22 protein-coding genes and 2 pseudogenes are annotated in these 25826 nt (G+C 53.2%); 11 read left to right on the top strand and 13 right to left on the bottom strand.

Annotation, left to right across the window (positions count from 1 at the left end; translation table 11 throughout):
* Positions 1 to 344: 344 nt before the first annotated feature.
* Positions 345 to 1466, top strand: a complete 1122-nt coding sequence (locus tag LF929_RS00120) for an aminotransferase class V-fold PLP-dependent enzyme (protein ID WP_210174797.1) — start codon at positions 345 to 347, stop codon at positions 1464 to 1466.
* A 2-nt stretch (positions 1467 to 1468) separates the two neighbouring features.
* Here LF929_RS00120 and LF929_RS00115 read toward each other — a convergent pair whose 3' ends face one another.
* Positions 1469 to 1939 (bottom strand): Lrp/AsnC family transcriptional regulator, encoded by a 471-nt coding sequence (locus LF929_RS00115; RefSeq protein WP_038906608.1) that lies wholly within the window; start codon positions 1937 to 1939, stop codon positions 1469 to 1471.
* A gap of 200 nt (positions 1940 to 2139) precedes the next feature.
* On the opposite strand from LF929_RS00115, the gene LF929_RS00110 reads away from it, so the two are divergent.
* Together LF929_RS00110 and LF929_RS00105 are read left to right on the top strand one after the other, a co-directional pair.
* On the top strand, positions 2140 to 2787 hold the full coding sequence (locus tag LF929_RS00110; protein WP_038906607.1) for a YitT family protein: 648 nt from the start codon (positions 2140 to 2142) through the stop codon (positions 2785 to 2787).
* 104 nt (positions 2788 to 2891) lie between these two features.
* Positions 2892 to 3069 (top strand): annotated as a pseudogene (locus tag LF929_RS00105) (IS1 family transposase); the annotation flags it as partial.
* A gap of 42 nt (positions 3070 to 3111) precedes the next feature.
* On the opposite strand, the pseudogene LF929_RS00100 reads toward LF929_RS00105, so the two are convergent.
* The 7 genes and pseudogenes from LF929_RS00100 to LF929_RS00070 form a co-directional block, all read right to left on the bottom strand.
* Positions 3112 to 3463 (bottom strand): annotated as a pseudogene (locus tag LF929_RS00100) (helix-turn-helix domain-containing protein); the annotation flags it as partial.
* A 104-nt stretch (positions 3464 to 3567) separates the two neighbouring features.
* Positions 3568 to 3792, bottom strand: a complete 225-nt coding sequence (locus tag LF929_RS00095) for a Fic family protein (protein WP_368678956.1) — start codon at positions 3790 to 3792, stop codon at positions 3568 to 3570.
* Positions 3793 to 4153: 361 nt separating this feature from the next.
* Entirely contained in the window at positions 4154 to 4684 is a 531-nt protein-coding gene (locus LF929_RS00090; RefSeq protein WP_226092785.1) for a hypothetical protein, read from the bottom strand.
* An 11-nt stretch (positions 4685 to 4695) separates the two neighbouring features.
* Complete coding sequence (locus LF929_RS00085) at positions 4696 to 4962, bottom strand: hypothetical protein (protein ID WP_226092784.1); 267 nt, start codon at positions 4960 to 4962, stop codon at positions 4696 to 4698.
* 439 nt (positions 4963 to 5401) lie between these two features.
* On the bottom strand, positions 5402 to 6754 hold the full coding sequence (gene gorA, locus LF929_RS00080) for a glutathione-disulfide reductase (protein WP_226092783.1): 1353 nt from the start codon (positions 6752 to 6754) through the stop codon (positions 5402 to 5404).
* Between the two features lie 360 nt (positions 6755 to 7114).
* Positions 7115 to 8338, bottom strand: coding sequence for an RtcB family protein (locus LF929_RS00075; RefSeq protein ID WP_226092799.1), 1224 nt, complete (start codon positions 8336 to 8338; stop codon positions 7115 to 7117).
* A gap of 72 nt (positions 8339 to 8410) precedes the next feature.
* Positions 8411 to 9304, bottom strand: a complete 894-nt coding sequence (locus tag LF929_RS00070) for an SPFH domain-containing protein (RefSeq protein WP_210174793.1) — start codon at positions 9302 to 9304, stop codon at positions 8411 to 8413.
* A 255-nt stretch (positions 9305 to 9559) separates the two neighbouring features.
* Here LF929_RS00070 and rtcR point away from each other — a divergent pair, with 255 nt between their 5' ends.
* Both rtcR and rnz read left to right on the top strand, forming a co-directional pair.
* Positions 9560 to 11149 carry an RNA repair transcriptional activator RtcR gene (rtcR, locus tag LF929_RS00065; RefSeq protein WP_226092782.1) on the top strand — a complete coding sequence of 530 codons (1590 nt, stop codon included), beginning with the start codon at positions 9560 to 9562 and terminating at the stop codon, positions 11147 to 11149.
* A gap of 10 nt (positions 11150 to 11159) precedes the next feature.
* The gene (rnz, locus tag LF929_RS00060) at positions 11160 to 12074 is read left to right on the top strand and encodes a ribonuclease Z (protein ID WP_038906594.1); all 915 of its coding nucleotides are present in this window, start codon (positions 11160 to 11162) and stop codon (positions 12072 to 12074) included.
* A gap of 68 nt (positions 12075 to 12142) precedes the next feature.
* Here rnz and LF929_RS00055 read toward each other — a convergent pair whose 3' ends face one another.
* Positions 12143 to 12985, bottom strand: a complete 843-nt coding sequence (locus LF929_RS00055) for a 23S rRNA (adenine(2030)-N(6))-methyltransferase RlmJ (RefSeq protein ID WP_016941615.1) — start codon at positions 12983 to 12985, stop codon at positions 12143 to 12145.
* A gap of 186 nt (positions 12986 to 13171) precedes the next feature.
* Between LF929_RS00055 and LF929_RS00050 the strand changes: the two genes are divergently transcribed.
* The 6 genes from LF929_RS00050 to LF929_RS00025 all read left to right on the top strand — a co-directional run bounded on the left by LF929_RS00050 (position 13172) and on the right by LF929_RS00025 (position 19631).
* Positions 13172 to 13456, top strand: coding sequence for a DUF2623 family protein (locus LF929_RS00050; RefSeq protein ID WP_038906592.1), 285 nt, complete (start codon positions 13172 to 13174; stop codon positions 13454 to 13456).
* A gap of 125 nt (positions 13457 to 13581) precedes the next feature.
* Positions 13582 to 15624 (top strand): oligopeptidase A, encoded by a 2043-nt coding sequence (gene prlC, locus LF929_RS00045; RefSeq protein ID WP_038906591.1) that lies wholly within the window; start codon positions 13582 to 13584, stop codon positions 15622 to 15624.
* Complete coding sequence (gene rsmJ / locus LF929_RS00040; protein ID WP_038906590.1) at positions 15621 to 16373, top strand: 16S rRNA (guanine(1516)-N(2))-methyltransferase RsmJ; 753 nt, start codon at positions 15621 to 15623, stop codon at positions 16371 to 16373. Before prlC ends, rsmJ begins: the two co-directional genes overlap by 4 nt.
* 211 nt (positions 16374 to 16584) lie before the next feature.
* Positions 16585 to 17775, top strand: a complete 1191-nt coding sequence (locus LF929_RS00035) for an MFS transporter (protein ID WP_038906588.1) — start codon at positions 16585 to 16587, stop codon at positions 17773 to 17775.
* A gap of 93 nt (positions 17776 to 17868) precedes the next feature.
* A complete protein-coding gene (locus LF929_RS00030; RefSeq protein ID WP_210174789.1) occupies positions 17869 to 19122 on the top strand; it encodes an AAA family ATPase in 1254 nt (417 codons plus the stop codon).
* Complete coding sequence (locus LF929_RS00025) at positions 19119 to 19631, top strand: hypothetical protein (RefSeq protein ID WP_038906586.1); 513 nt, start codon at positions 19119 to 19121, stop codon at positions 19629 to 19631. The genes LF929_RS00030 and LF929_RS00025 overlap by 4 nt, the downstream gene beginning before the upstream one ends.
* A gap of 46 nt (positions 19632 to 19677) precedes the next feature.
* Here the strand turns inward: LF929_RS00025 and gyrB are convergent, their stop codons facing one another.
* From gyrB to dnaA, 4 genes are all read right to left on the bottom strand, one after another.
* The gene (gene gyrB, locus LF929_RS00020) at positions 19678 to 22089 is read right to left on the bottom strand and encodes a DNA topoisomerase (ATP-hydrolyzing) subunit B (protein WP_038902870.1); all 2412 of its coding nucleotides are present in this window, start codon (positions 22087 to 22089) and stop codon (positions 19678 to 19680) included.
* A 17-nt stretch (positions 22090 to 22106) separates the two neighbouring features.
* On the bottom strand, positions 22107 to 23192 hold the full coding sequence (recF, locus tag LF929_RS00015) for a DNA replication/repair protein RecF (RefSeq protein ID WP_226092781.1): 1086 nt from the start codon (positions 23190 to 23192) through the stop codon (positions 22107 to 22109).
* Positions 23193 to 23332: 140 nt separating this feature from the next.
* Positions 23333 to 24433 (bottom strand): DNA polymerase III subunit beta, encoded by a 1101-nt coding sequence (gene dnaN / locus LF929_RS00010; protein WP_038902868.1) that lies wholly within the window; start codon positions 24431 to 24433, stop codon positions 23333 to 23335.
* A 4-nt stretch (positions 24434 to 24437) separates the two neighbouring features.
* On the bottom strand, positions 24438 to 25826 hold the full coding sequence (gene dnaA, locus LF929_RS00005) for a chromosomal replication initiator protein DnaA (RefSeq protein ID WP_193744487.1): 1389 nt from the start codon (positions 25824 to 25826) through the stop codon (positions 24438 to 24440).

Here is a 25826-nt window from a genome sequence, read left to right as displayed (position 1 = left end):
CTTACGAAAATCATCATCTGGAATTAATTCATTTTGAAATAATTTATTCTTTTGGGCGGTTTTAAAAAAAAAAACCATGCCATGACGGGTGATAAACACCATCATCGCGACACTTTCTCTGAAATAATCCTATTGTTATTATTCTTATAACAAAATGCGTTTTTTGCAAACCGTTAATTAACATTTTAATATCATTTTTCCCTATCGCCACGGTTTTCGCCGCTGGCGTGGCGGCAGCACAAGAGCGCTATCGGGCTAAAATAGTCATACCGCTTTTCTCCCCATCCCGCGTATTCTGATGAAAACAGCATCATGAGAACCTGATAACACCTGAGGAGAAACGCGTGGCGATAACCCTTCCTGAAACCCTGATTCCGGTGGACCCCCGTTTTGGCTGCGGCCCATCACTGATCCAGCTTGATGACCTGACACGCCTGAAAGATAAAGGGCCACATTTGCTGGGCACCAGCCATCGCAAAGAACCGGTGCGCGCACTGTGCCGCGAGATTCAGCAAGGCCTGCGGGATTACCTGTCGGTACCGGACGACTACAGCATCGTACTGGGTAACGGTGGGGCCACCGCGCTATTCGATATGGTGGGCCTCGGGCTGGTCAGAAAGCGCATCGTCCACCACACCTGCGGTGAGTTCTCGGAGAAGTGGTTTAAAGCCTCGCGCCGCATCCCGTGGATTGAGGCAGACAACGTCGCGGTGGCATACGGTCAGGCGAATTCCACCTTCGTGACACAAGGCGCTGACGTGGTGGCCTGTACGCTGAATGAAACCTCCACCGGGGTGATGAATACCCTGTTACCCGAGGTAGGGGAAGACTGTCTGCTGGCGATAGACGCGACCAGTGGTGCCGGGCAAATCGCCTGTGATCTCTCCCGTGTGGATGTCTTTTTCTTCTCGCCGCAAAAAGTATTCGCCAGTGAAGGCGGGCTATTCGTGGCAATTCTGTCGCCGAAAGCCAAAAAGCGGATCGCCGAGGTAGCCGCTGATCCCAGCCGTTATATCCCGGCATTCGCCGACTGGCGGCTGGCGCTGAGCAACAGCGAGCAGCAGCAGACTTACAACACGCCTGCGGTGGTGACCTTATTCCTGTTCGCTGAACAGGTGAAGCGCATGAATACGCTGGGTTTCGCCGAAGTAGAGCGTCAGGCGGCGGAGAAAGCCGAACTGCTGTATCAGTGGGCCGCCGAACGGGATTATCTGTCCGCCTATGTGGCCGACCCGGCAGCCCGCTCCACCACTGTTGCGACCATCGACCTGGCCGATACGATTTCAGCAGACAAGCTGACCCGTTATCTGGACGAGCAAGGGCTGGCGCACGGTATCGAAGGTTATCGGGCGCTGGGGCGCAACCAGTTACGCATCGCGTTATTCCACAACATCGCCTTTGACGACCTGAAAACGCTGACCGCGCTGATCGATTTTCTGGTTGCCAGCGGCGAATTCGCTGCCTGATATCATACCGTTGCTTTAACCGGCAACGCGGTTTTGTGAATCAACCGCCGCAACGAAAACGAGGACTGCACATCACGCAGTCCTTCGATTTTGATCAGTTTCTTTTGCAGGAATTTCTCAAAATCTGACAAGCTGGCGGCCACTACCCGCAGCATAAAATCATGACTGCCGGACATCAAATGGCACTCCATCACCTCATCAAAGGTGGCGATCTGCTGCTCAAACTTGCGAAAGGTCGCTTCCGCTTTGGGCTCCAGCGTCAATGAAATGTACGCATTCACCGGAAACCCAGCTTTTTCCTGATCCAACAGCGTGACATACCGGTCAATCATCCCGGCCTCTTCCAACTGTTTAAGCCGCCGGGTGCAAGGTGTGGCCGACAGGCACACCCGTTCGGCCAGCTCTGTGGTTTTTAGCCGAGCATCCTGTTGTAGCTCATTCAATATCTGCGCGTCGATACGGTCGATCTTCATGAGTGATAATCTCTATTTATGTCGTGCTTATGAGTTATAATCCCTAATATAATCGATAAATGGCTTTTCTTTTAGTTAAAAGTCACTCCACGATCAATGCTAATTTGAGCGCCAATACTGAATTTTCAGTCATGAAATACGCAGATATATGCATTTCTTATGGCTAAACAGGACGACCAGATGTTGATGAGGGTGATACCGTGCTGAAAGACTCTGTTGCGCTACCCAAGACAGCGGATACCGGACAGGTGTCGGGGCTGGCCCATACCCTGAAAGACGATGTGTACGGCCTGGTTCTGGGGGTGATGTTTATTGCGATCGGGCTGAATCTGCTGAAACTGTCAGGCATGATCACCGGAGGGATTGCCGGTATCGCCCTGCTGCTCTCCTACGTTGTCCCGCTGTCGATCGGCGTGCTGTTTATCCTGACCAATATCCCGTTCATGATTTTCTGCTACTTCAGTATGGGGCGCGCGTTTACGCTGAAAACCCTGATCGTCAACATTGCCCTGAGTCTCGCCACCCAGGCGGTCCCCAGTCTGTTGACCATCAACTATGTGCATCCGCTGTTTTCCGCGCTGGTGGGTGGTACTTTCCTCGGTATGGGGATTCTGTCGCTGGCTCGCCACAACGCCTCGGTCGGTGGTACCGGCGTGGTCACGCTCTGGCTCTATAAACGCTTCAATATCAATGCCGGTAAAAGCCAGATGTTGCTGGACATGCTGGTATTCACCATCTCCCTGTTCACCATGCCCGTTTCTTTGCTGCTGTGGTCGGCGCTCAGCGCACTGGCAATGAACGCCATGCTGATGAACTGGCATAAACCAGGGCGTTATCAGGGTGGGTAAACACAACATCCCCAGCCTGCTCCCCGCGTATTTCACGGCAGGCGCAAAGAGTAGTGCACCAATTAGTTGATTGTTTATATAACGCTCGCTTTTAAGGTTTTCTCATGGTCAGCGTTAATGTTCATTGCCCCATTGTCAGTCTGCTCAGGTTTATCGCCATGGTCAGAACCTAAAGATCGCTGCCGTGACTACCACAGCGTGTTTCTGCTCACTTATACCTACGAAGCACGCAAGCTCGGTGTCAAAGAGCAGATCACCGAAATGGCTTTCAACGGCGCAGGCTACTTTTTCTTCCAGCACTTTCAGGCGTTTTTTTGAAATTCAATTCTCAAGGTTATGACGCAACCAGATTGAACGGACGCCGCTTCCTAAGATAAAAACGCCTTGTTTACGTAACTCGTTACTGGTCTGGTGTTGACCGTTAAACGAAAATACCGCAGCATAAACAACAGCCTGCCTGGTAGCAGGCATCGGTACGGTTCTTAAGATTAGGTGCGCGGCGACTACGATTTATCAGCGCATCCACACCGCCCTCATCAGCCAGTTCACGATAGCGATAAAACGTATCCCGTGGAGCGCCCATGATTTTGCAAGCTTTCGACACGTTACTGAGTTTTTTAGCCAGATTGAGTAAACTGACTTTGTGTTTAATGACAGGATTGTTAGCATGAAGCATGCGAGTTACCGATTGTTTTGTATAAGTATTAGGCCCCCATATCAAAACCGGTAACTATCAACCTTTCAAGGCCATGTGTCAGCTCTGGTCGCGACTCATACAATTTAGGCGTGCTCGTAGGTAATAGCAGAAAAGATTCTATATAGGTACGTGTAGTCCTGTATTACGCCATACACATTTGCTTCTATCCAGTCCGATGGGGATATATTGCCCCACGCGATGTAATATCCATTAATAGCAGCAAGATAATCGAATAGTACCCGTTGAGTTCGACCATTGCCTTCCCGAAACGGGTGCAACATATTGAACTCTGCGTAGTGCTTAGCCATGCCATTGCAAAAACAATCCTTATCCAACCCCCTCAACCAATTGTCTGACTCAAGATCTGCGAATAACTAGCTAGCGTTACTATCGATCATGCTCGGATAACAAAAAGGAGTCTTTCCCTTCATAATCATAATTGTCCGTATTTGCCCTGCCCAATCATAAAGGTCATCAAACAAGTGCTTATGGATTCCCTGCATAGTTGCCAACGAGTATGGAGGGTGTACTAACCGCAGTGTTCTTGAATTGGCTTCAGTAACAGCAGCTTCTAGCATCTCGAGTTCAAGAGGATCGCGTATGTTATACTTGTTGATCAATACGTCTGTTTCTGGATAGCAGTAGGGATCGCCACTTTCGGTTAGGTATTTATCCATGCTTTTTTATTCCATATTTTAACAGCATCTTAAGATGCTGTTCTTTTCGTTCTTGTGTTTCAGAAAGGTCGATGCCTTCGAGAGAAGACGAGCCTATAAAGCTGCTTATTTTGGCTTGATTGAAGCGCTTCTCTGCAAGATCAACGTACACACTACACAATGTAACCAATAGAGAAACCCGCTGCTGAAGTTCCGCCCATGATCTTGCTCGTAGAGGCACGCCAAGCACTGATCTCAACTTGTATTTTGTTGCGATAAATCCGCCCTGACGTTGGTTCAAGATGCTCGGTAACTTGTCATGGCCGCCTATAAGTTTCACCAGAGTTTGCTTTAGCTCCAGCAATGATGAAGATTTAACATCCAAACCTGTGACTTTACGCATCGCTGAGGTGAATTTCTTCGGCGATATTGAGGGAAGAGCTTTGTCAACAGGGCGGTTCTCAAGCAGGATCATGAACGAATCCTTGACGTATTGTTCCAACCCCTCTTTTGATGTCGGTTGCGAATTCTGTTTGAGCTTCATTATGACCTCTTTTAGCGGTCGTACCCGCTGCGTAATGTGCTCATCTTAGTACGGCCGTGCGGCTTGCTGTATTCGCCGTCGATGATCTCAACTTCCAAATTATCAATACAAGGTGCGATGCGATTCTCAATGAAATCAGTAATCGAACTGTTTCCCGCTGCTTTACGTTCGAAGGCATAATCTTCCACCAGGGTACCACGAGGGGCACGAACCTTAACCACTACTTCTTCTTTTTCCAATACTTTAGCCTCAAATTCTGCAACAGAAATCTTCCCCATAATAATCCCCCTTAAAATATATCGACATTAATTCGAACTTAATATGAACTTAATATCGACTTATTTCAAGTGCGGTTGTTTAAAATGTTTTGGGCACAAACGTTGTAGAAAAGGCAGTGTATCGATTAGTCAACAGAGTCAGTTCAAAGAAGGCGGCTTTGATGTAGCCTCCTGAAAGAGGGCAGAACATCTTTATTCGCCACTCTTTAGCCTTCTTCTCGAATGCATTACGAGGAAAAAAACCTCACAGTCTATCTGAATCATCCAAGTGTAAGGTGAAACATTTACGCATGGGCTTTCTTCAGGCTAGAGCCTCACAGGAACAATCACCACCTCCCGAGGAGGTGGTTTAAAGCTGACAATAAATAAAGGCCAGAGAACGATGCTCTGGCCTCTCAGTTTTTCTACAATACGAACGTGTGTAGGTGGGGTTTCTACACTAACGCATAGTCACAAACTCTTCCGCCGCCGTTGGGTGAATTGCCACGGTGTTGTCGAAGTCTTGTTTGGTCGCGCCCATCTTCACCGCCACCGCGAAGCCTTGCAGGATTTCATCCATCCCGAAGCCGATGCCGTGCACGCCGACGATTTTCTCTTCCGGCCCCACGCACACCAGTTTCATCCGGCATGGCTGGCTATGCTGCGTCACCGCAGTGTACATGGCGGTAAAAGCCGATTTGTAGACTTTCACCTGTTCATCGCCGTACTGCTCGCGCGCCTGCGGCTCGGTCAGCCCGACGGTGCCGATAGGTGGGTGGCTGAATACCACGGTTGGGATATTGCTGTAATCCAGATGCTCGTCCGGCTTGTTGTTAAACAAGCGCTCAGACAAACGACGCCCCGCCGCCACTGCCACTGGCGTCAGCTCAACAGCGCCAGTATTGTCACCCACCGCGTAAATGCCCGGCACGTTGGTGTTCTGGAATTTATCCACCACAATGTAGCCTTTGCTGTTGAGCGCGACACCTGCCGCTTCCAGGTTTACCTTATCGTTCGCCGGTTCGCGGCCGATCGCCCAAATCAGGCAATCCACGGTTTGCTCGTGCCCGCTTTCCAGTTGCAGTGTCAGGCTACCGTCGGCGTTTTTCACCACCGCTTTGGGGATGGATTCAGTGTGCAGCGCCGGGCCTTCGGTGTTCATCACCTCGACCAGTGTTTCCACTATCAGCGGGTCGAACTGGCGCAGCGGCGCGTGTTTGCGCACAAACAAGTGCACGTCAGAACCAAGTGCGTTCAGTACGCCCGCGATTTCCACCGCGATGTACCCGGCTCCCACCACCGCCACCCGCTGCGGCAGTGCGTTTAACTCAAAGAAACCATCGGAATCAATGCCGTATTCCGCCCCGGGAATGTTCGGGCGCGTCGGGCGACCGCCGGTGGCGATCAGGATATGATCAGCGGTGATACGCTCGCCGTTCACTTCCACCGTTTTCGCATCCACAAAACGGGCAAACCCCTGAATCACGTCGACCTGGTTTTTCCCCAATACATTGTTGTAGGACTGGTGGATACGGTCGATGTAGGCGCTACGATTTTTCAGCAACGTATCCCAGTTGAACTGATTGACGGTGACATCAAAGCCATAGTCCGGCCCGTAGTGGTGAATGGCTTCGGCAATCTGCGCCGCATGCCACATGATTTTCTTCGGCACGCACCCGACGTTGACGCAGGTACCGCCCAGATGTTTGGCTTCAATCAGCGCACATTTCTTTCCGTACATGGCCGCACGGTTGATGGAGGCAATACCGCCGCTGCCGCCACCAATGGCGAGATAGTCATAATGTCTGGTCATCAGGGCTCCACACGCTTGCTTTCGATAAAAGTAAATAGACCGTATCCCGCCGCCACATCGGTTCTGGCACCCAGGGCGCGATACCACTCACAATGTCATGCTGACGCCAACAAGGTCACGCCAGCGAAAGAGGTAACACCAACGGGAAGTGTAACGCCAGCAATCGGTATCCGGCAAAGACAGAAAGCGGGATTGTATGAAGAAATGCACAACGGTTCGCAACGGTTTTGGAAATCGGTGCAATAGGTAAAACCGACTTTCACCGGTTTTACCCCTCAATCGCCAGAACACCACGGACACGCTCGCGCATGACAGTACTCACGTCAGATTCATGTTCCATATTTTCCCTCGTTATGCTTATTATCCTTTTACACACACCACCTGCCGCAGCGTGTGAACAATCTCGACCAGCGATGCTTGCGCCGCCATCACCGCATCAATGTCTTTGTACGCCATGGGAATCTCATCAATCACGTCATGGTCTTTACGGCATTCGACGTGGGCCGTCGCCCGCACGTGGTCGTCAACCGTAAACTGCTTTTTTGCCGCCGTTCGACTCATGGTGCGCCCGGCACCATGGCTACAGGAACAAAAGCTCTCCTGATTACCCAAACCACGAACAATGAAACTCTTCGCACCCATCGAACCGGGAATAATCCCCATCTGCCCACGGTGGGCCGATACCGCGCCCTTGCGCGTTATCAGCACCGGCTCGCCAAAATGCGTTTCCTGTTGTACATAGTTGTGGTGGCAATCCACCGCCTCCTGCCGGGGGGTAAACGGCCTGGGGATCGCCTGTGCCAATGCCTGCAGCACCTGTTCCATCATCACCTCGCGGTTATGGCGCGCATAACCCTGTGCCCAGCCAACCGCATGCATGTAGTCATCGAAATGACGGCTACCTTCGGCGAAATACGCCAAATTACGGTCCGGTAGATTCGCAATATGCTGTCGCATGTCTTGCTGCGCCAGCGTGATGAACAGATTGCCGATAGCATTGCCGACACCACGGGAACCGCTGTGCAGCATCACCCACATCCGATCCATTTCATCGAGACACAATTCGATAAAATGGTTACCGGTCCCGAGCGTGCCCAGATGGTGGTAATTGTTGGTTTTCAGCAACGACGGATAGTGTTCGGTAATACGTTTGAATCCGGCCTCCAGTTGCTGCCAATGGGCATCCACACGCGGTGGAGGTTGATACCATGCACCTTTATCCCGGCCACCACGATTCACGCTACGCCCATGAGGAACAGCCTGCTCAATGGCGTTGCGAATACCCAACAGCGTGTCCGGTAAATCAGCGGCAATCAGCGAGGTTCGCACCGCCATCATGCCGCAGCCGATATCTACGCCGACGGCGGCCGGAATAATGGCACCGCGAGTGGGTATCACACTGCCGATCGTAGACCCTTTGCCGAGATGGACATCCGGCATCACTGCCAGATGGCTGAAAATAAACGGCATCTTCGCCGTATTCAGTAACTGTTCGCGGGCTTCAGGCTCGACCGGAACACCGTGCGTCCACATTTTTACCGGCACGCCTTGTGCCGTATCCAGTACCTGATAATCGTTATGCATCATGTAAAACATCCTTTGATTTATTATTTAATCCCATGCGTTATCTTTTACTCACCGTTGACGTCACCCTGGTTACCAGGCGGCGCTATAGCCTTCGGTGTCCATCACGGCCAGCGAGACCAGGTCTATCCCGTAGCACGTCAATTGCTGCTCGAGTTGTTCACTCACCTGTTCTCCAACGGTGTGTTTGCTGGTCAGCAATTCAGCAAACCGATGCATTCCCACCACATCGCGCAGCACAACCTGTAAAGCCCGACACAGATGTGCTTTAGGGTTCGCCAGACGTGCAAATGCAGCCAGCACATCGCTGTAGCGCCAGTTCGCCAGCAGCGTCAGGCGTACGCTGATCCGATCGGCGGTCAGTACTTCGATATCCTCAACATCCAGCGCCTGTAACCGTGTGTCCACCATCTCCACACTCACGCTTCGATTAAAGCGCCAGTAACCATGATTACCGGGTGGCAACAGTGACGAGGGTTGCCCGTTAATATGCAAAATCCCGACATGCCATGTCGGAATAGCAGCGACCAACACGCCGGTACTGCCGGTGACCGCCTGCTCACGTAACTCTGGTTGCAGTAATATCGGCAGCAATCGCGCAGGTACCTGAGCCTGATGGGCAGAAACGCGCTCAATCACCTGCTGTTCATCTCGCCGCCAGTACCAACGCCGGGTACCTGGCGGCAAAATTTCCCGCAGTTGCCCACGGTCATAACGCAAGCCAATCTCATCATCCGCCATATCCGCTGACAGGCAGTAACGCGCTACCCACTCTGGATGAAACTGACGTAGATGTTCGGCAAGCGTCGTGTCAATCTCAGAGCCATCCCGTTCGACGATGACCACTGACAACCTTCGGGCCCGACCAAACAGGAGATGAGAACCGGTTTCCAATACCTGCCGCACGTTGCCGTTTTGGCTGAGCAAACCCAGTTGCCCTTTTTTTATTGTTATTTTCTTAAACACTTTTATTTTCTAATCCCTTTAATAAAACGCCCGGGAATAACATCACCGGCTCCCCCAACCGTAAGCGGGTATGCTTCCCTTCCTGTGTGTAGTGCTTATGTTTTTGCTAAAACCGTGCCAGTCCTTCCTGATTCACCAAAATAAATTCAACTTAATGATTTTAAATGAATTTATTTACACATTACTTACTCTGTTAATTATTAAACCGATAAAGTAATATTTTTTTAGATAAGGATTTATAAAAAAGGATAAAGCATGAAGCGAAGAGTCATGATCGGCGTGCTGGGTACGGCGCTGGATAAACGAGGGAAACGACAAAACCGCTGGAATAGATGGAGACCGACCATCGCCGCCTGCCAGCAACCTGATTTACCGATTGATCGACTGGAACTGCTCTATCAGCCACGTAGTCTCGGGCTGGCGCAACAGGTTCGGGAAGATATCGGCCAGATATCCCCCACCACCACCGTGAACCTGCATGAGGTTGAACTCGCCGACCCCTGGGACTTCGAAGAGGTATACACCACGTTTCTCGACTTTGCGGCCCATTATCCCTTTGATACAGAACACGAAGAATATCTGGTGCACATCACCACCGGCACGCATGTGGTGCAGATTTGCTGGTTTCTGCTAACGGAAGCACGCTACCTGCCAGCCCGGCTGCTGCAAACCGGCCCGTCTGACCATAACGACGAAGCGCCTTCCCCTATCGGGCAGTACACGGTTATCGACCTCGATCTCAGCCGTTACACCGCTATTACCAGCCGCTTCCTGCGGGAACAACAAGCATCGGTTTCATTTCTGAAAGCGGGTATCGCCACCCGTAACGCGACATTTAATCGCATCATCGATCAGATTGAGCGGGTCGCCCTGCGCTCTTCAGCCCCGATTTTGTTAACCGGCCCCACCGGCGCAGGCAAATCCTTTCTGGCCAACCGTATTTATCAGCTCAAGGCATCACGCCATCAGGTCAACGGCAAATTTGTCGCCGTCAATTGCGCCACACTGCGCGGCGATAACGCGATGTCCACGTTGTTTGGTCATGTTCGTGGCGCTTTTACCGGCGCACAGCAATCACGCGCGGGGCTGCTACGGGAAGCCGACGGTGGCGTTTTATTTCTCGATGAGATCGGCGAGTTAGGCCAGGATGAACAGGCGATGCTGTTGAAAGCGATAGAAGAAAAACGCTTCCTGCCGTTTGGTTCCGATAAAGAAGTCAGCAGTAATTTTCAGTTGATTGCCGGCACTCACCGGGATATGCCGCACTGGGTGGAGGAAGGGCATTTTCGTGAAGATCTGTACGCACGCATCAATATGTGGACTTTTCCGCTGCCAGGCCTGGCGCAACGGTGTGAAGATATCGAGCCTAACCTGGACTTTGAATTACACCGCTTCGCCCAACAACAACAAGTCCAGGTACGGTTTGATAAAGAAGCACGCCAGCGTTTTCTGGCCTTTGCCTGTTCGGAGCACGCCAGCTGGCGGGGCAACTTTCGCGAGCTTGGCGCCAGCGTACACCGAATGGCCACACTCGCCGAACAGGGACGCATTAATACCGCGTTGGTAGATGAAGAAATTCAACGTCTTAAACAGCAATGGCGAGGCCCTGCTGCCACGACAACCTTGCCAGCCCACATCGGCGAGCTGGATATCTTCGAGCAATGCCAGCTTGAGTGCGTGTTAGAGGTCTGTCAGCAAGCCCACTGCCTGTCAGAAGCCGGGCGTACACTGTTTGCGATTTCACGCCGCCAGAAAAAACAGCCCAATGATGCCGACAGGCTACGCAAGTACCTGGCCCGCTTTGGACTGAGCTGGGATGATGTGAAAAACGCCGACTCGATATAAAGGAATTCGCATGAAACTGATTTTTCTCGGCACCAACGCAGGCGTGCCGACTAAAGAGCGCAACGTCACCAGTATCGCGCTCGACTTGCACGGTATTCGTCCGGCGTTCTGGCTATTTGACTGCGGTGAAGGTACTCAGCACCAGATTTTGCACACCCCAATCAAACCCGGCAAGCTGGAGAAAATTTTTATCACCCATCTGCACGGCGACCACCTGTTCGGGTTGCCCGGTTTGCTGTGCTCTCGCTCCATGGCGGGTATCGACACGCCACTGACGCTCTACGGCCCGGCTGGGTTGAAAACCTTCATCGAAACCGCGCTGACGCTGAGCGGTTCCTGGCTGACGTATCCGCTGGAGGTGGTGGAAGTGGTTCCCGGTATGGTATTCGAAGACGCGCAGTTACGCGTGACGGCACATGAACTGTCGCACACGCTGTATTGCCTCGGATACCGCATTGAGGAGCGCCCGAAACCAGGCGTGCTGGATGTGGAAAAACTGGCGGCACAGGGCATCAAACCCGGTGCTTATTTCCAGCAGTTAAAACGCGGGGAAACGGTCACTCTCGATGACGGGCAGGTACTGAACGGCTGGGATTACCTCGGCCCCAGTTTGCCGGGTAAATCGCTGGCGATTTTCGGCGATACCCGCCCAACGCCGGAAGCACTCAAGCTGGCTGCAGGGGTCGATGTCATGGTGCACGAAGCCACAGTGGAAGGATCAATGGCGGAGCGCGCTAACGAACGCGGTCACTCCACCACCCTGCAAACCGCCGCCACGGCGCGAGACGCTGGCGCGAAGCGGTTGATCATCACCCATTTCAGCGCCCGCTATGGTCAGGCAGATCTGGAACGGTTACGTCAGGAATGCCAGACGCTGTTTGCGGCCACTGAAGTCGCCACTGACCTGGCGACATTTGAGGTGTAACCCGGTACAACACAGGTAGCCGCGGCAGGGAGTAGCAGCGGCAAGGGGTAAGCCGGTAGATAGAGCGCTTACTCCGGCACCACCCACTCAACGAGCGTGTGGCCGGTACCGGCAGGCACCAACGCCTGATGCAGCCACGGCAGCACGCTTTTCATCTGGGATTCCAGTTTCCACGGCGGATTAATGACAATCATGCCGGAGGCGGTCATACCGTGGCGATCGCTATCCGGCAACACGGCCAGTTCGATTTGCAGGATACGGCGAATACCGGTGTCTTCCAGATCTTTGAGCAAACGTTTGATGTGTTGACGCAACACCACCGGATACCACAGCGCATACACGCCGGTGGCAAAGCGGCGATAGCCTTCCTGAATCCCTTTCACCACCGCCTGATAATCGGTTTTCAGTTCGTAAGGCGGGTCGATCAGAATCAACCCACGACGCGACAGCGGCGGTAACTGGGCTTTCAGTTGCTGGTAGCCGTCTTCACGCACCACACGCGCCCGGTCATCACGCAGAAACTCCTGTCGCAGCAATGGAAAGTCGGTTGGATGCAGCTCAGTAAGATGAATTTTGTCGTACTCGCGCAGCAACTGACGGGCAATCAGCGGCGAACCGGGGTAGTAACGCAGCTTGTCGCCGGAATTGTAGGAACGGACCACCTGCATGTACGGCTCCAGTTCCGCCGGAATATCATCCCGCTGCCAGATACGACCAATGCCGTCGAGGTATTCGCCAGTGCGCTCGGCATGTTCGCTCTGTAACTGATAACGGCCCGCGCCGGAATGCGTATCCAGATACAGGAACGGTTTGTCCTTCTCTTTCAGCGCATTAATGATCAGGCTCTGGACAGTGTGCTTCAGCACATCGGCATGATTGCCGGCATGAAAACTGTGGCGATAACTCAGCATAACGTATGGATTTCCGGTCAATGAGGGCGCGTTTGCCGCTAATCGCCATAGTATAAACGGTTAGCGCCACAAAATACCCCACAATCACCGCTATCCATCTCGGGGGAGTTCAATAACTCACCTTTTTCAACCCGCCTTTTTCGTTATATAATATTTTATATATCGTATATTCTGGATACGACGCTTATGAAAAACCACTTTGGCGACGGTATTCTGGCAGGGCTACATGCCAGTACACCGCAATCGATGAATGATATCCGCCACCATTGCGATGATTATCGCCGTGGCTACGTCTGCGGTTACGCACACCAGCGTGCGTCACTGCGAGGCCGACAACAAGCCGCGTTTGAAGCCGGGCAGTTGTGCCGCCGTTACGGGCTGCTACGCGATATCGTGGCGGAGTTTTTTACCGATGTCAGCAACCCGTCGCTGATAGCCTGGTTTTACGCCGGTTACGATCACCCCGCCTGAGCATCGGCATCACCGCTAACCGTCGCTTTTTACCGTCGGCCTTGGCCTGTTGTGCGCCCTGCCATTGATTTTCCCCTCATTACCCCTCATGTTAAGTCATCATCAATAGATTTCAGGACTGTGCCATGACCAATCCATTACTTTCCTCCTTTATCCTGCCGCCGTTCTCCCAGATCCAGATTGAACACATCCTCCCCGCCGTACAAGCCGCACTAAACGATTGTCGCCAGACAGTCGAGCGCGTGGTGGCGCAGCCGGGGCCGTTCACCTGGGATAACCTGTGTCAGCCGCTGGCGGAAAGTGATGACAGACTGGGGCGCATTTTCTCCCCGGTCAGCCACCTGAATTCAGTGAAAAACAGCCCGGAATTGCGTAGCGCCTATGAACAATGCCTGCCGCTGCTGTCTGAATACGGCACCTGGGTGGGCCAGCATGCCGGGTTGTACCGTGCCTACCGTGAGCTGCGTGACGGCGAACATTACGCCAGCCTGAGCATCGCGCAGAAAAAAGCGGTGGATAACGCCCTGCGTGACTTCGAATTGTCTGGGATTGCCCTGCCGCCGGAACAGCAAAAACGCTACGGCGACATCGCCTCTCGCTTGTCCGAACTGGGGTCGCAGTTCAGCAACAACGTGCTGGACGCCACCATGGGCTGGACCAAGCTGATAACCGATGTCAGTGAACTGGAAGGTCTGCCGGAAAGCGCGCTGGCCGCGGCCAAAGCGCTGGCACAAGCGAAAGAACAACAGGGCTGGCTGCTGACGCTGGATATCCCAAGCTACCTGCCGGTCATGACCTACTGCACCAATCAGGCACTGCGCGAAGAGATGTACCGCGCCTATGTGACCCGTGCGTCAGAACAAGGCCCGAACGCCGGTAAGTGGGATAACAGCGAGGTGATGGCCGAAACGCTGGCGCTACGTCACGAACTGGCGCAACTGCTGGGCTTTGCCAGCTTTGCCGACAAATCACTGGCCACCAAAATGGCAGAAAACCCACAGCAGGTGCTGGATTTCCTGACCGATTTGGCTAAACGCGCCCGCCCGCAAGGGGAACAGGAGCTGGCACAACTGCGCGCGTTCGCCAAAGCACAGTTTGGCGTTGATGAGCTGAACCCGTGGGACATCAGCTATTATGCCGAACAGCAAAAACAACACCTGTATTCCATCAGCGACGAACAGCTACGCCCGTACTTCCCTGAACCGCGCGTACTGGAAGGGTTGTTCGAAGTTGTGAAACGTATTTATGGCATCACCGCCAAAGAGCGTCAGGACGTCGACGTCTGGCATCCGGAAGTGCGCTTCTTCGACCTGTTTGCCGAAGACGGTGAATTGCTGGGGAGCTTCTACCTCGATCTGTATGCCCGCGAACACAAACGCGGCGGTGCCTGGATGGACGATTGCGTCGGCCGTCTGCGCAGAGCCAACGGCGAGCTACAAAAGCCGGTGGCGTATCTGACCTGTAACTTTAACCGTCCGATCGACGGCAAACCCGCGCTGTTTACCCACGACGAAGTCACCACGCTGTTCCATGAATTCGGCCACGGGCTGCACCATATGTTGACCCGTATCGATACCGCTGGCGTCTCCGGCATCAACGGTGTGCCGTGGGATGCCGTCGAACTGCCAAGTCAGTTTATGGAAAACTGGTGCTGGGAGCCGGATGCGCTGGCGTTTATCTCCGGTCATTACGAGACCGGCGAACCGCTGCCGCAGGACATGCTGGACAAAATGCTGGCAGCGAAAAACTATCAGGCAGCGCTGTTCATCCTGCGTCAGTTGGAGTTCGGCCTGTTCGACTTCCGTCTGCACGCCGGTTACAACCCAGCCACTGGCGCACGTGTGCTGGAAACGCTGGCGGAGGTGAAAGCGCAGGTTTCCGTGGTGAAAAGCCCGGAATGGAATCGCTTCCCGCACTCATTCAGCCACATCTTCGCTGGTGGCTACGCCGCCGGGTACTACAGCTACCTGTGGGCCGATGTGCTGGCGGCAGACGCGTTCTCCCGTTTTGAAGAAGAAGGCATCTTCAACCGCGACACCGGCCTGTCATTCCTGGAAAACATCTTGTCTCGCGGCGGCTCCGAAGCGCCGATGGAACTGTTCAAACGCTTCCGTGGCCGTGAGCCGCAACTGGATGCGATGCTGAAACACTACGGCATTCAGGGATGAAGATTGCGTTACTGACCGAAGCCGGTGCCGACCCCGAGGCACTGGCTACCCTGGCACAACGCTGGGGTCTGGAAAATGACACCGACGCCATGCTGGCGTTGGTGCTCACCCCCGAGCGACTGGAACTGCGCAAATACGATGAACCGAAGCTCGGAGCCATCTGTGTGGATTTCGTTTCTGGCGCGATGGCGCATCGCCGCCGCTTTGGCGGCGGGCGTGGAGAGGCTGTCGCCAAAGCCGTCGGCATCAAAAAAGACTATTTACCCGACGTGGTGGACGCGACCGCGGGCCTGGGGCGTGATGCCTTTGTGCTGGCGGCTCTCGGTTGCCGTGTACGCATGGTGGAGCGCCACCCGGTGGTGGCAGCGTTGCTCGATGATGGCCTGCAACGCGGTTATCAGGACCCGGAGATTGGTGGCTGGCTGCAACAGCGCCTGACGCTGCTACATGCCTCCAGCATTGACGCGTTGTCTGCTATTACCCCACCCCCGGACGTGGTCTATCTTGACCCGATGTTTCCCCACCGCCAGAAAAGCGCGCTGGTGAAAAAGGAGATGCGGGTGTTTCAGTCGCTGGTGGGTGCTGACAATGACGCCGACGCCTTGCTGGAACCGGCCCGCCGCCTGGCAAAAAAGCGGGTCGTGGTCAAACGCCCGGATTACGCGCCACCGCTGGCAGCAGTACCGGCCCAGTCAGCGCTGGAAACTAAAAGCCACCGGTTCGATTTTTACCTGCCCATCACCCAGTAAATCTTGCGTACTGACTGCGGATACGAACAGCTGCAGTCAGCGACCTTTTGCTGTCTTTCTGTGACTTTTGTCTGGCTTTTCCTCTCCTCACGCCCAGTACACTCGGCCACGTTGTCGGCATAAAGATAGACGACTAACTGTTGTGGCGATATGTTAACCTTATTGCTGAATCTGCCTTGCGCACCTGCGTAACCAATCGATAAAAATAATCATGACAATAAAAAAGCTACCACTACTGGCACAAGTCTCCGCCGCTCACTGGGTAAGTCATTTCCACATGATGGTGTTACCGGCGCTGATGCCGCTGATTTCCGCACAGCGTGGCATCAGTTACGTGGAAATCGGGGTGGCACTCGGCGTCTTCAACGTTGTTTCCGCACTGGTGCAAACGCCGATTGGCTTTGCGGTTGACCGTATCGGCCCGCGTCGCACACTGATAGCCGGGCTGACGCTCGGCAGCCTGTGTTTCTTGTCGCTCGGTGTCTTTACCAGCTACAGCTGGATGCTCATCGCCATGGCGCTGGCTGGGCTGGCCAATGCGGTATATCACCCCTCGGATTACGCCTTGCTCTCACGCGGCATTGCCGAAAACCGCATGGGTCGTGCCTTCTCGGTGCATACTTTTTCCGGTTTTCTCGGCACAGCCGTCGCGCCAGCCATTTTGCTGACCGTTGCCGCCCTCACCCGTATCGAGTTCGCGCTGATCTTATCCGGCCTGCTCGGGCTGCTGACCGTACCGATGTTGCTCGGCGAACAAGAGGCATTGCCTGCCGCCACCGCGCACGACAAAAAGACCTCTGCGCCAAAGGTCGCGGTATTTACCCTGCCCATCTTGTCGCTGCTGGTACTGTTTATGCTGCTCAACCTGAGCACCAACTCGATTCAAAACTTCTCGGTGACCGCACTGGTGAACGGTTACGGCATGCCGCTGACCGAAGCCAACCTGGCGCTGACGGCGTTTTTGTTTACCAGCGCGTTTGGCGTATTGGCAGGCGGCTCACTGGCGGATAAAACCCGGCATCACGGGCTGGTCGCCACCGGCTCACTGGTGGTCACGGCGGTGCTGGTCGCCATCGTCGCGGCATCTACCCTGCCGTCGCTGGTGACCACGCTGATTCTGGGTGTGGCAGGCTTTCTCTCCGGCATGATCGCCCCATCGCGGGATATGCTGGTGCGCGCGGCATCACCAGCTGGTGCCGAAGGCCGGGTCTTCGGTGTAGTCACCACCGGCTTTAATATCGGTGGTGCCGGTGGCCCGGTGGTCTTCGGCTGGTTTTTGGATCAAGGCCATCCGTCCGCCATTTTCTGGTCAGCCGTTATCTTTATGGTGATTACCGCCGTGATGGCGCTGGCGCAGGAACTGCGCAACGCTAAACGACGAGTACCAGCGCAATCGTTGTGACACAGTACATAACTCGCAGTTGATGCTATTATCATGGGAAATATTTCCTGTGATACTTGCATACTAGATGTGCAGATAATTAAAGGGGTTTACATGTTAAAAGAACTAACACTTCATAACTGGAAGAGTTTTAAAGAGGCGACTCTTTACATTGACCCTTTAACTATTATTATTGGTACTAATGCCAGTGGAAAGTCAAACATGTTGGATGCACTCTTATTCTTGCAAAGAGTTTCATCTGGCGTTGGGATATTTCAAGCAATCAATGGTGATATAAATCTCCCGTCTATTCGCGGTGGTATGGAATGGGTTTGCCATAAGCCAGAAAAATTTTTTGGAATTACACTACTCCTTGATGGAGATAAAAAAAATCAAGATTACCGCTATGAATTAAAAATTCAAATAAATGGAGCCAAAGCGGAAATTTACAGTGAAGAATTGGCAATCCTGAAATATGGAAAGCGTAGCGAAACTCAAAAAATAAGTAGATTGTTCAACACTCAGTTGCCAGAAGAACGCAACCCTGTTATCTCAGCTTATTTCTCTACTGGGACGCAAGGTCGAGGAAAAAAAATAGATCTCAATCGCTCTCACCTTATACTGACCCAGGCAGATACATTAAACCTCAGAAAAGAAGTACAAGATGGAATAAAAAATATATTATTAAAACTACAGCAGATATTTGTTTTTGATCCTATCCCCAGCCATATGCGTGGATACACACCTTTTTCAGAAAAATTACAGGCAGATGGCTCAAATATTGCAGGGGTCTTAGCTGCTTTAGATAAAACACGTAAAGATGAAGTTGAAGGGATTATTACCACCTATCTTCAAGGATTACCAGAAAAAGATATAAAACGAATCTGGACAGAACCGGTAGGTAAATTCCAGACTGATGCGATGCTTTATTGCGAAGAGGGATGGCCTGGAACAGCGTCTGATACTATTGACGCACGTGGTATGTCAGATGGAACTCTCCGTTATCTGGCTATCGTAACAGCAATGCTGACTCGTCAATCTGGTGGCCTGTTAGTTATTGAGGAAGTGGATAATGGACTACACCCATCCAGAGCGCATGTCCTGATCAATATGTTGAGAACATTAGGACAACAACGCGGCATAGACGTCATTGTCACTACACATAACCCAGCTTTATTAGATGCTGCTGGCCCCAAAATGATCCCGTTTATCAGCGTCACACACAGAGATGATATAAGCGGAGAGAGCCTACTGACACAACTTGATGATATACAACAATTACCCAAGTTAATGGCTTCTGGCTCATTAGGTAGACTCTCTTCTGAAGGAAGAATTGAAGCAGCGCTTAAGCAAGGAGAAAAACAATGAGAAAAGTGCTGATTATTGACACTTCAATTCTATGTGTCTGGCTGGAAATACCTGGAATGTTAGATTGCGGAAGAGATAGTGATAAATGGAATAAAGATAGAATTGATGCAAAAATTGAATCAGAGAAAAAGAATAGCACAACATTTGTATTACCTTTGGCTACCATTATAGAAACGGGAAATCATATTGCGCAGGCTGCTCATAGTCGTCGAGAAAGAGCATTATTACTGGCAGAGATTATGAAAGATAGCGCAAATCAAAAAACCCCTTGGGCTGCATTTTCAGAACAATCAACTCTATGGTCTCCTGAGAAACTAATTACGTTAGCGGATGCGTGGCCTGAGTTGGCTAATCAAAAACTTTCATTGGGCGATACCACTATCAAAGATGTTGCAGAATATTATGCCAGTATGGGGTATCAGGTAGAAATCCTGACAGGAGATGAAGGTTTAAAATCTTATGAACCAGCAGCTCCAGTTGAAACGCCAAGACGAAGACAGAGAGGATAATACGTTAAAAGGGGCTTTATCTGAAAGCCCCTTTTTTCTTTATTCATCAAATATCAATATTCGCTGCTTTCAGGGCGTTTTCTTCGATAAAGGCACGGCGCGGTTCAACGGCGTCACCCATCAGGGTGGTGAACAGCTCGTCGGCGGTGATGGCGTCTTTTACCGTCACACGCAGCATACGGCGGCTTTCCGGGTCCATGGTGGTTTCCCACAACTGTTCCGGGTTCATCTCACCCAGACCTTTATAACGCTGGATAGCCAGGCCACGGCGCGATTCTTTCACCAGCCAGTCCAACGCCTGCTCGAAGCTGGCAACCGGCTGTTTACGCTCGCCACGCTCAACAAACGCATCTTCTTCGATAAGACCACGCAGTTTCTCACCCAGTCCATTGATTTTGCGATACTCATTGCCCTGCACAAACGCCAGGTCCAGCGCGTAATCAGAATCAACGCCGTGGGTACGCACACGCAACACCGGTTCATGGCGCTCGTTGGCATGACGCAGAATGAAGCTGTACGTGCTGCCGTGCTGCTCTTTTTCATTGAGGAACTGGATCAACGCTTCCATCCATGACTGAGCATCGGCCTGCGAACTCAACATGGCTTCCGTCAGCGACGGTTGATAAATCAACGCATTAAGCAGCGCACGGGGGTAACGACGCTCCATACGACCGATCAGCTTCTGCACGCTGTAGTGCTCCGCCACCAGTTTTTCCAGCGGCTCACCCGCCATTGCCGGAGCATGGGCGTTGGTGTGCAACGCGGCACCATCCAGCGCCAGCATAATCTGGTACTGGTCCATCGCGTCGTCGTCTTTGATGTACTGTTCCTGCTTGCCTTTCTTCACCTTGTACAGCGGTGGCTGGGCGATAAACACATGGCCACGCTCGATGATTTCCGGCATCTGACGATAGAAGAAGGTCAGCAGCAGCGTACGAATATGAGAACCGTCGACGTCCGCATCGGTCATGATGATGATGTTGTGGTAGCGCAGTTTGTCCGGGTTGTACTCGTCGCGACCAATGCCGCAACCCAGTGCGGTGATAAGCGTTGCCACTTCCTGAGAAGACAGCATCTTATCGAAACGCGCTTTTTCCACGTTCAGAATCTTACCTTTCAACGGCAGAATGGCCTGATTCTTACGGTTACGACCCTGCTTGGCGGAACCGCCTGCGGAGTCACCCTCCACCAGATACAGTTCAGACAACGCCGGGTCACGCTCCTGACAGTCCGCCAGTTTGCCCGGCAGACCAGCCAGATCCAGCGCACCTTTACGACGGGTCATCTCACGGGCTTTACGTGCGGCTTCACGAGCGCGGGCGGCGTCGATGATTTTGCCAACCACGATTTTGGCGTCGCTGGGGTTTTCCATCAGGTAGTCCACCAGACGGTCGTTCATCAGCGATTCCACCGCTGATTTCACCTCTGAAGACACCAGCTTATCTTTGGTCTGGGAAGAGAATTTCGGATCCGGCACCTTCACCGATACCACCGCAATCAGCCCTTCGCGCGCGTCATCGCCAGTGGCGCTGACTTTGGCTTTCTTGCTGTAGCCTTCCTTGTCCATGTAGTTATTCAGCGTACGGGTCATGGCAGCACGGAAGCCCGCCAGATGGGTACCGCCGTCACGCTGCGGAATGTTGTTGGTAAAGCAGTAAATATTTTCCTGGAAACCGTCGTTCCACTGCATCGCGATTTCCACGCCGATACTGTCTTTTTCAGCGCTGAAATAGAACACCTGCGGGTGAATCGGCGTCTTGTTACGGTTCAGGTACTCCACAAACGCCTTGATGCCGCCTTCATAGTGGAAATGGTCGGCTTTGTTCGCTTCGCGCTCATCGCGCAGGCGGATAGACACGCCAGAGTTGAGGAACGACAATTCACGCAGGCGCTTAGCCAGAATGTCATATTCAAACTCGACCATATTGGTGAAGGTTTCCAGACTCGGCCAGAAACGCACCGTGGTGCCGGTGGTGTCTGCATCACCGGTTACGCTCAGCGGTGCCTGCGGTTCGCCATGACGGTATTCCTGACGATGAATTTTGCCTTCACGGCGGATAACCAGCTCCAGCTTCTCGGACAGGGCGTTCACCACTGATACCCCTACCCCGTGCAAACCGCCGGATACTTTATAGGAGTTATCGTCGAACTTACCCCCCGCATGCAGCACGGTCATGATCACTTCAGCGGCGGACACACCCTCTTCTTCATGGATGCCCGTCGGAATACCACGGCCGTCATCCTGCACCGATACCGAGTTATCCGCATGAATAGTAACGACAATATCTTTACAATAGCCTGCGAGCGCTTCGTCGATAGCGTTGTCCACCACCTCGAATACCATGTGATGCAGACCGGTTCCGTCATCCGTATCACCGATATACATCCCCGGGCGTTTACGGACCGCATCCAGCCCTTTTAATACCTTGATACTTGAGGAGTCATAAGAATTCGACATCAACGTTTCTCGCTCATTTAGTCCTGTGATTGAACGGTTATTTTACCCTGTTCCACGCGGAACATCTTGCCATTTTCGCCCACCATGTCGCTAATCTGCTCAGCGGTGATGGCGCTGACGAACACCTGCGCCTGTGTTGCCTTCAACCGTTCGGCCAACAGGCGACGGCGGGTGCTGTCCAGCTCGGAGGCGAAGTCGTCGATCAGGTACAGACACTTCAGTCCGTTTTGCCGGGTCAGGAACTCGCCCTGAGCCAGCCGAAGCGCGCACATCAGCAGCTTGAGCTGACCGCGCGATAGCATATCCTCCACCGCCACGCCGCCTGCGCGGATACGAAAATCGGCCTTGTGCGGCCCCAGCGCGGTGTAACCTAACTGCCTGTCGCGCTCGAAATGGCGCTCCAGCAGTTCAGCGTAGTCGCTCTCTTTATCCCAGCCACGCTGGAAAGAGAAACTTAAGGAAAACTCAGGCAGAAACTGAGCGCAAGTGGACGCGATATCCGCAGCGATAGCAGCGCTATACTCAGCACGCCATTGGCTGATGCCCTCGGCCAGCGGCACCAGCTCGCGATCCCAGGCGCGCAGTTGCCCGTAGTGACTGACCTGGCGCAACGCCGCGTTACGCTGACGCAACAGCCTTTTCAGATTACTCCAGGCGCTGAAAAAACCGGGTTCGTTGTGAAAACAGCCCCAGTCCAGAAAAGCACGGCGGTATTTAGGGCCGCCGTTCAGTAGAGTGAAACCTTCCGGGGTGATAAGTTGGATAGGCAGCAGTTGCGCCAGCTCAGCCACTTTGTGGCCGTCGCTGCCGTCGATACGCACCGTGCTATCGCCGTCGCGGTTTTTACTCAACCCGACAGCGCGCTCACGCTCCTGCCCTTCGATACGGCCATGCAGAATGAACTCTGTCTGCTCATGACGAATGACCCTCGCGGCCTGAATGCTGCGAAACGCCCGGCCATGCCCTAGCGTGTAAATGGCTTCCAGCACACTGGTCTTGCCGCTGCCATTCGCCCCCACCAGAAAATTAAAGCCGGGAATCAGTGCCAGGTCGGCCGATTCGATATTACGGAAATCACGGATAAGAAGACGGGTCAGCGCCATATCACAACCATTTTGCCAGATTTGTTGCCCATACCAGACCGTGTCGCGCCCTTACCGATAACAAAACCCACCACACCGCCGATAACAACACGCCGCACCCAATGGCGCGGCGTGTAACAGCAGGCAGGCGCACAGAGGATTTACAGACGCATCGGCATGACCACGTAAGCCGCCGCCTGACTGGCAGCATCCTCAAGCTGGACGCTGGATACCGAATCCGTCAGCAACATGCGCACCTCTTCGCACTTCAGCGCATTGAGCACATCCAGCACGTAGCTGACGTTAAAGCCGATTTCCATCTCCGTACCACCGTATTCCACATCCAGAATTTCTTCCGCCTCTTCCTGTTCCGGGTTATTGGCGGTAATACGCAACTGGTTCTGATTGAGGTACAAGCGTACACCACGGAATTTCTCGTTCGACAGAATGGCCGCACGGGAAAACGCCTGACGCAGTAGATCGCAACTGGCTTCCAGCGTTTTGTCCGGGTTTTTCGGCAACACGCGGCGATAATCCGGGAAGCGGCCATCCACCAGCTTGGAGGTAAAGATAAAATCGCCGACATGAGCGCGAATGTTATTGCTGCCAATCTGCAGCTGTAACGGCGTGTCGCCGCCATCCAGCAGACGCACCAGTTCCATCACACCTTTACGTGGCACGATGACCGAATGTGACGGCAGAGACTGACCAACCGGCATGGCGCAAACCGCCAGACGGTGACCGTCGGTAGCGATAGTACGCAACTCCTCGCCGCCGGTTTCAAACAACATACCGTTGAGGTAGTAACGGACATCCTGATGCGCCATCGAGAACTGGGTGGCTTCAATCAGGCGTTTTAGCGTCGCCTGCGGCAAGGTAAATTCCACCTCGCTCTGCCAGTCGTCCAGGTTGGGGAAATCCGCCGCTGGCAGTGTGGACAGGGAGAAACGGCTACGCCCGGAACGCACCAGCATCCGATCGCCTTCCAGCGTAACGGAAATCTCCGCCCCATCCGGCAGGCCACGGCAAATATCGAATAACTTGCGCGCCGGTACGGTGGTAGCGCCCGGTTCATGGGGCTGCGTCAGCGCCAGATGCGCCACCATCTCCATTTCCAGATCGGTACCGGTCAACGATAACCGGCCTTCGCTGACCTGCAACAACAGGTTGCCCAGAATCGGCAACGTCGGTCGCCCGCCCAGCGGGCTGCTGACCTGTTGCAACGGTTTTAACAGATGCTCACGCTCAACGATAAATTTCATGATGTTATGACGATAAGGTTCGGATTAAATTGGAAAAATCTTCTTTGATGTCGTGACTTTCTTCGCGCAGCTGCTCTATTTTGCGGCAGGCATGCAGCACAGTGGTATGGTCACGGCCACCGAACGCGTCGCCGATCTCCGGCAGGCTATGGTTGGTCAGTTCCTTGGCCAACGCCATCGCCATCTGACGCGGACGGGCCACCGAACGTGAACGCCGTTTAGACAACAGGTCGGCCACTTTAATCTTATAGTACTCCGCCACCGTCTTCTGAATATTGTCGATGGTGACCAGTTTTTCCTGTAACGCCAGCAGGTCGCGCAGCGCCTCGCGTACAAAATCGATGGTGATCGAGCGGCCGGTAAAATTGGCGTTGGCGATGACACGGTTCAGTGCGCCTTCCAGCTCACGTACATTGGAACGCAGGCGTTTGGCGATAAAAAACGCCACTTCACCGGGCAGACGGATATCATTCTCGTCCGCTTTCTTCATCAGGATCGCCACACGGGTTTCCAACTCAGGCGGTTCGATAGCCACGGTCAACCCCCAGCCAAAGCGGGACTTGAGGCGATCTTCCACCCCATTGATCTCTTTGGGGTAACGATCCGACGTCAGGATGATCTGTTGATTGCCTTCCAGCAACGCATTAAATGTGTGGAAAAACTCTTCCTGCGAGCGCTCTTTATTGGCAAAAAACTGAATGTCATCGATCAGCAGCGCGTCCACAGAACGGTAGTAGCGTTTGAACTCTTCAATCGCGTTGTTCTGCAGTGCCTTCACCATATCCTGCACAAAACGCTCGGAATGCATATACACCACCTTGGCATTCGGCTTACGCGCCATGATGCCATTACCCACCGCGTGCAGTAGATGGGTTTTACCCAGACCAGTACCGCCATACAGAAACAGTGGGTTATACGCGCCACCAGGGTTATCCGCCACCTGGCGCGCCGCCGCGCGGGCCAACTGGTTGGATTTACCTTCCACGAAATTATCGAAGGTATGCTTGGGGTTCACGTTGGAACGATAGGTGTGTTCAGCCTGTGCCGACGGGGTTTCCCAACTCGGGCGCACCGGTGACGCCGTACGCACCTGAGGAGCGGCTACGGTAGCATTATGATTGCCGACGGGGACGACAACCGGCGCGGCAGGCTTACTGCCGACTTCAAAACGTAGCAACGGCGCATCCATGCCGCAGAAATCATTCAACAGTCCATTGATATTATTGATGTATTTATCGCGCACCCAATCCAGCACAAAGCGATTCGGGGCGTAAAGCGCCAGAGTGTTGTCACTCAGTTCCGCCTGCAACGGGCGTATCCACATACTGAATTCTGTGGCAGGTAACTCATCCTGCAAACGGGCAAGACACTGCTGCCAAAGCGAAAGTGACAC

The sequence above is a fragment of the Dickeya oryzae genome, assembly GCF_020406815.2.
Classification (GTDB): Bacteria; Pseudomonadota; Gammaproteobacteria; order Enterobacterales; family Enterobacteriaceae; genus Dickeya; species Dickeya oryzae.
The sequence above is the reverse complement of the archived record's forward strand: the minus strand, read 5'-3'. Positions and strand labels throughout refer to the sequence as shown.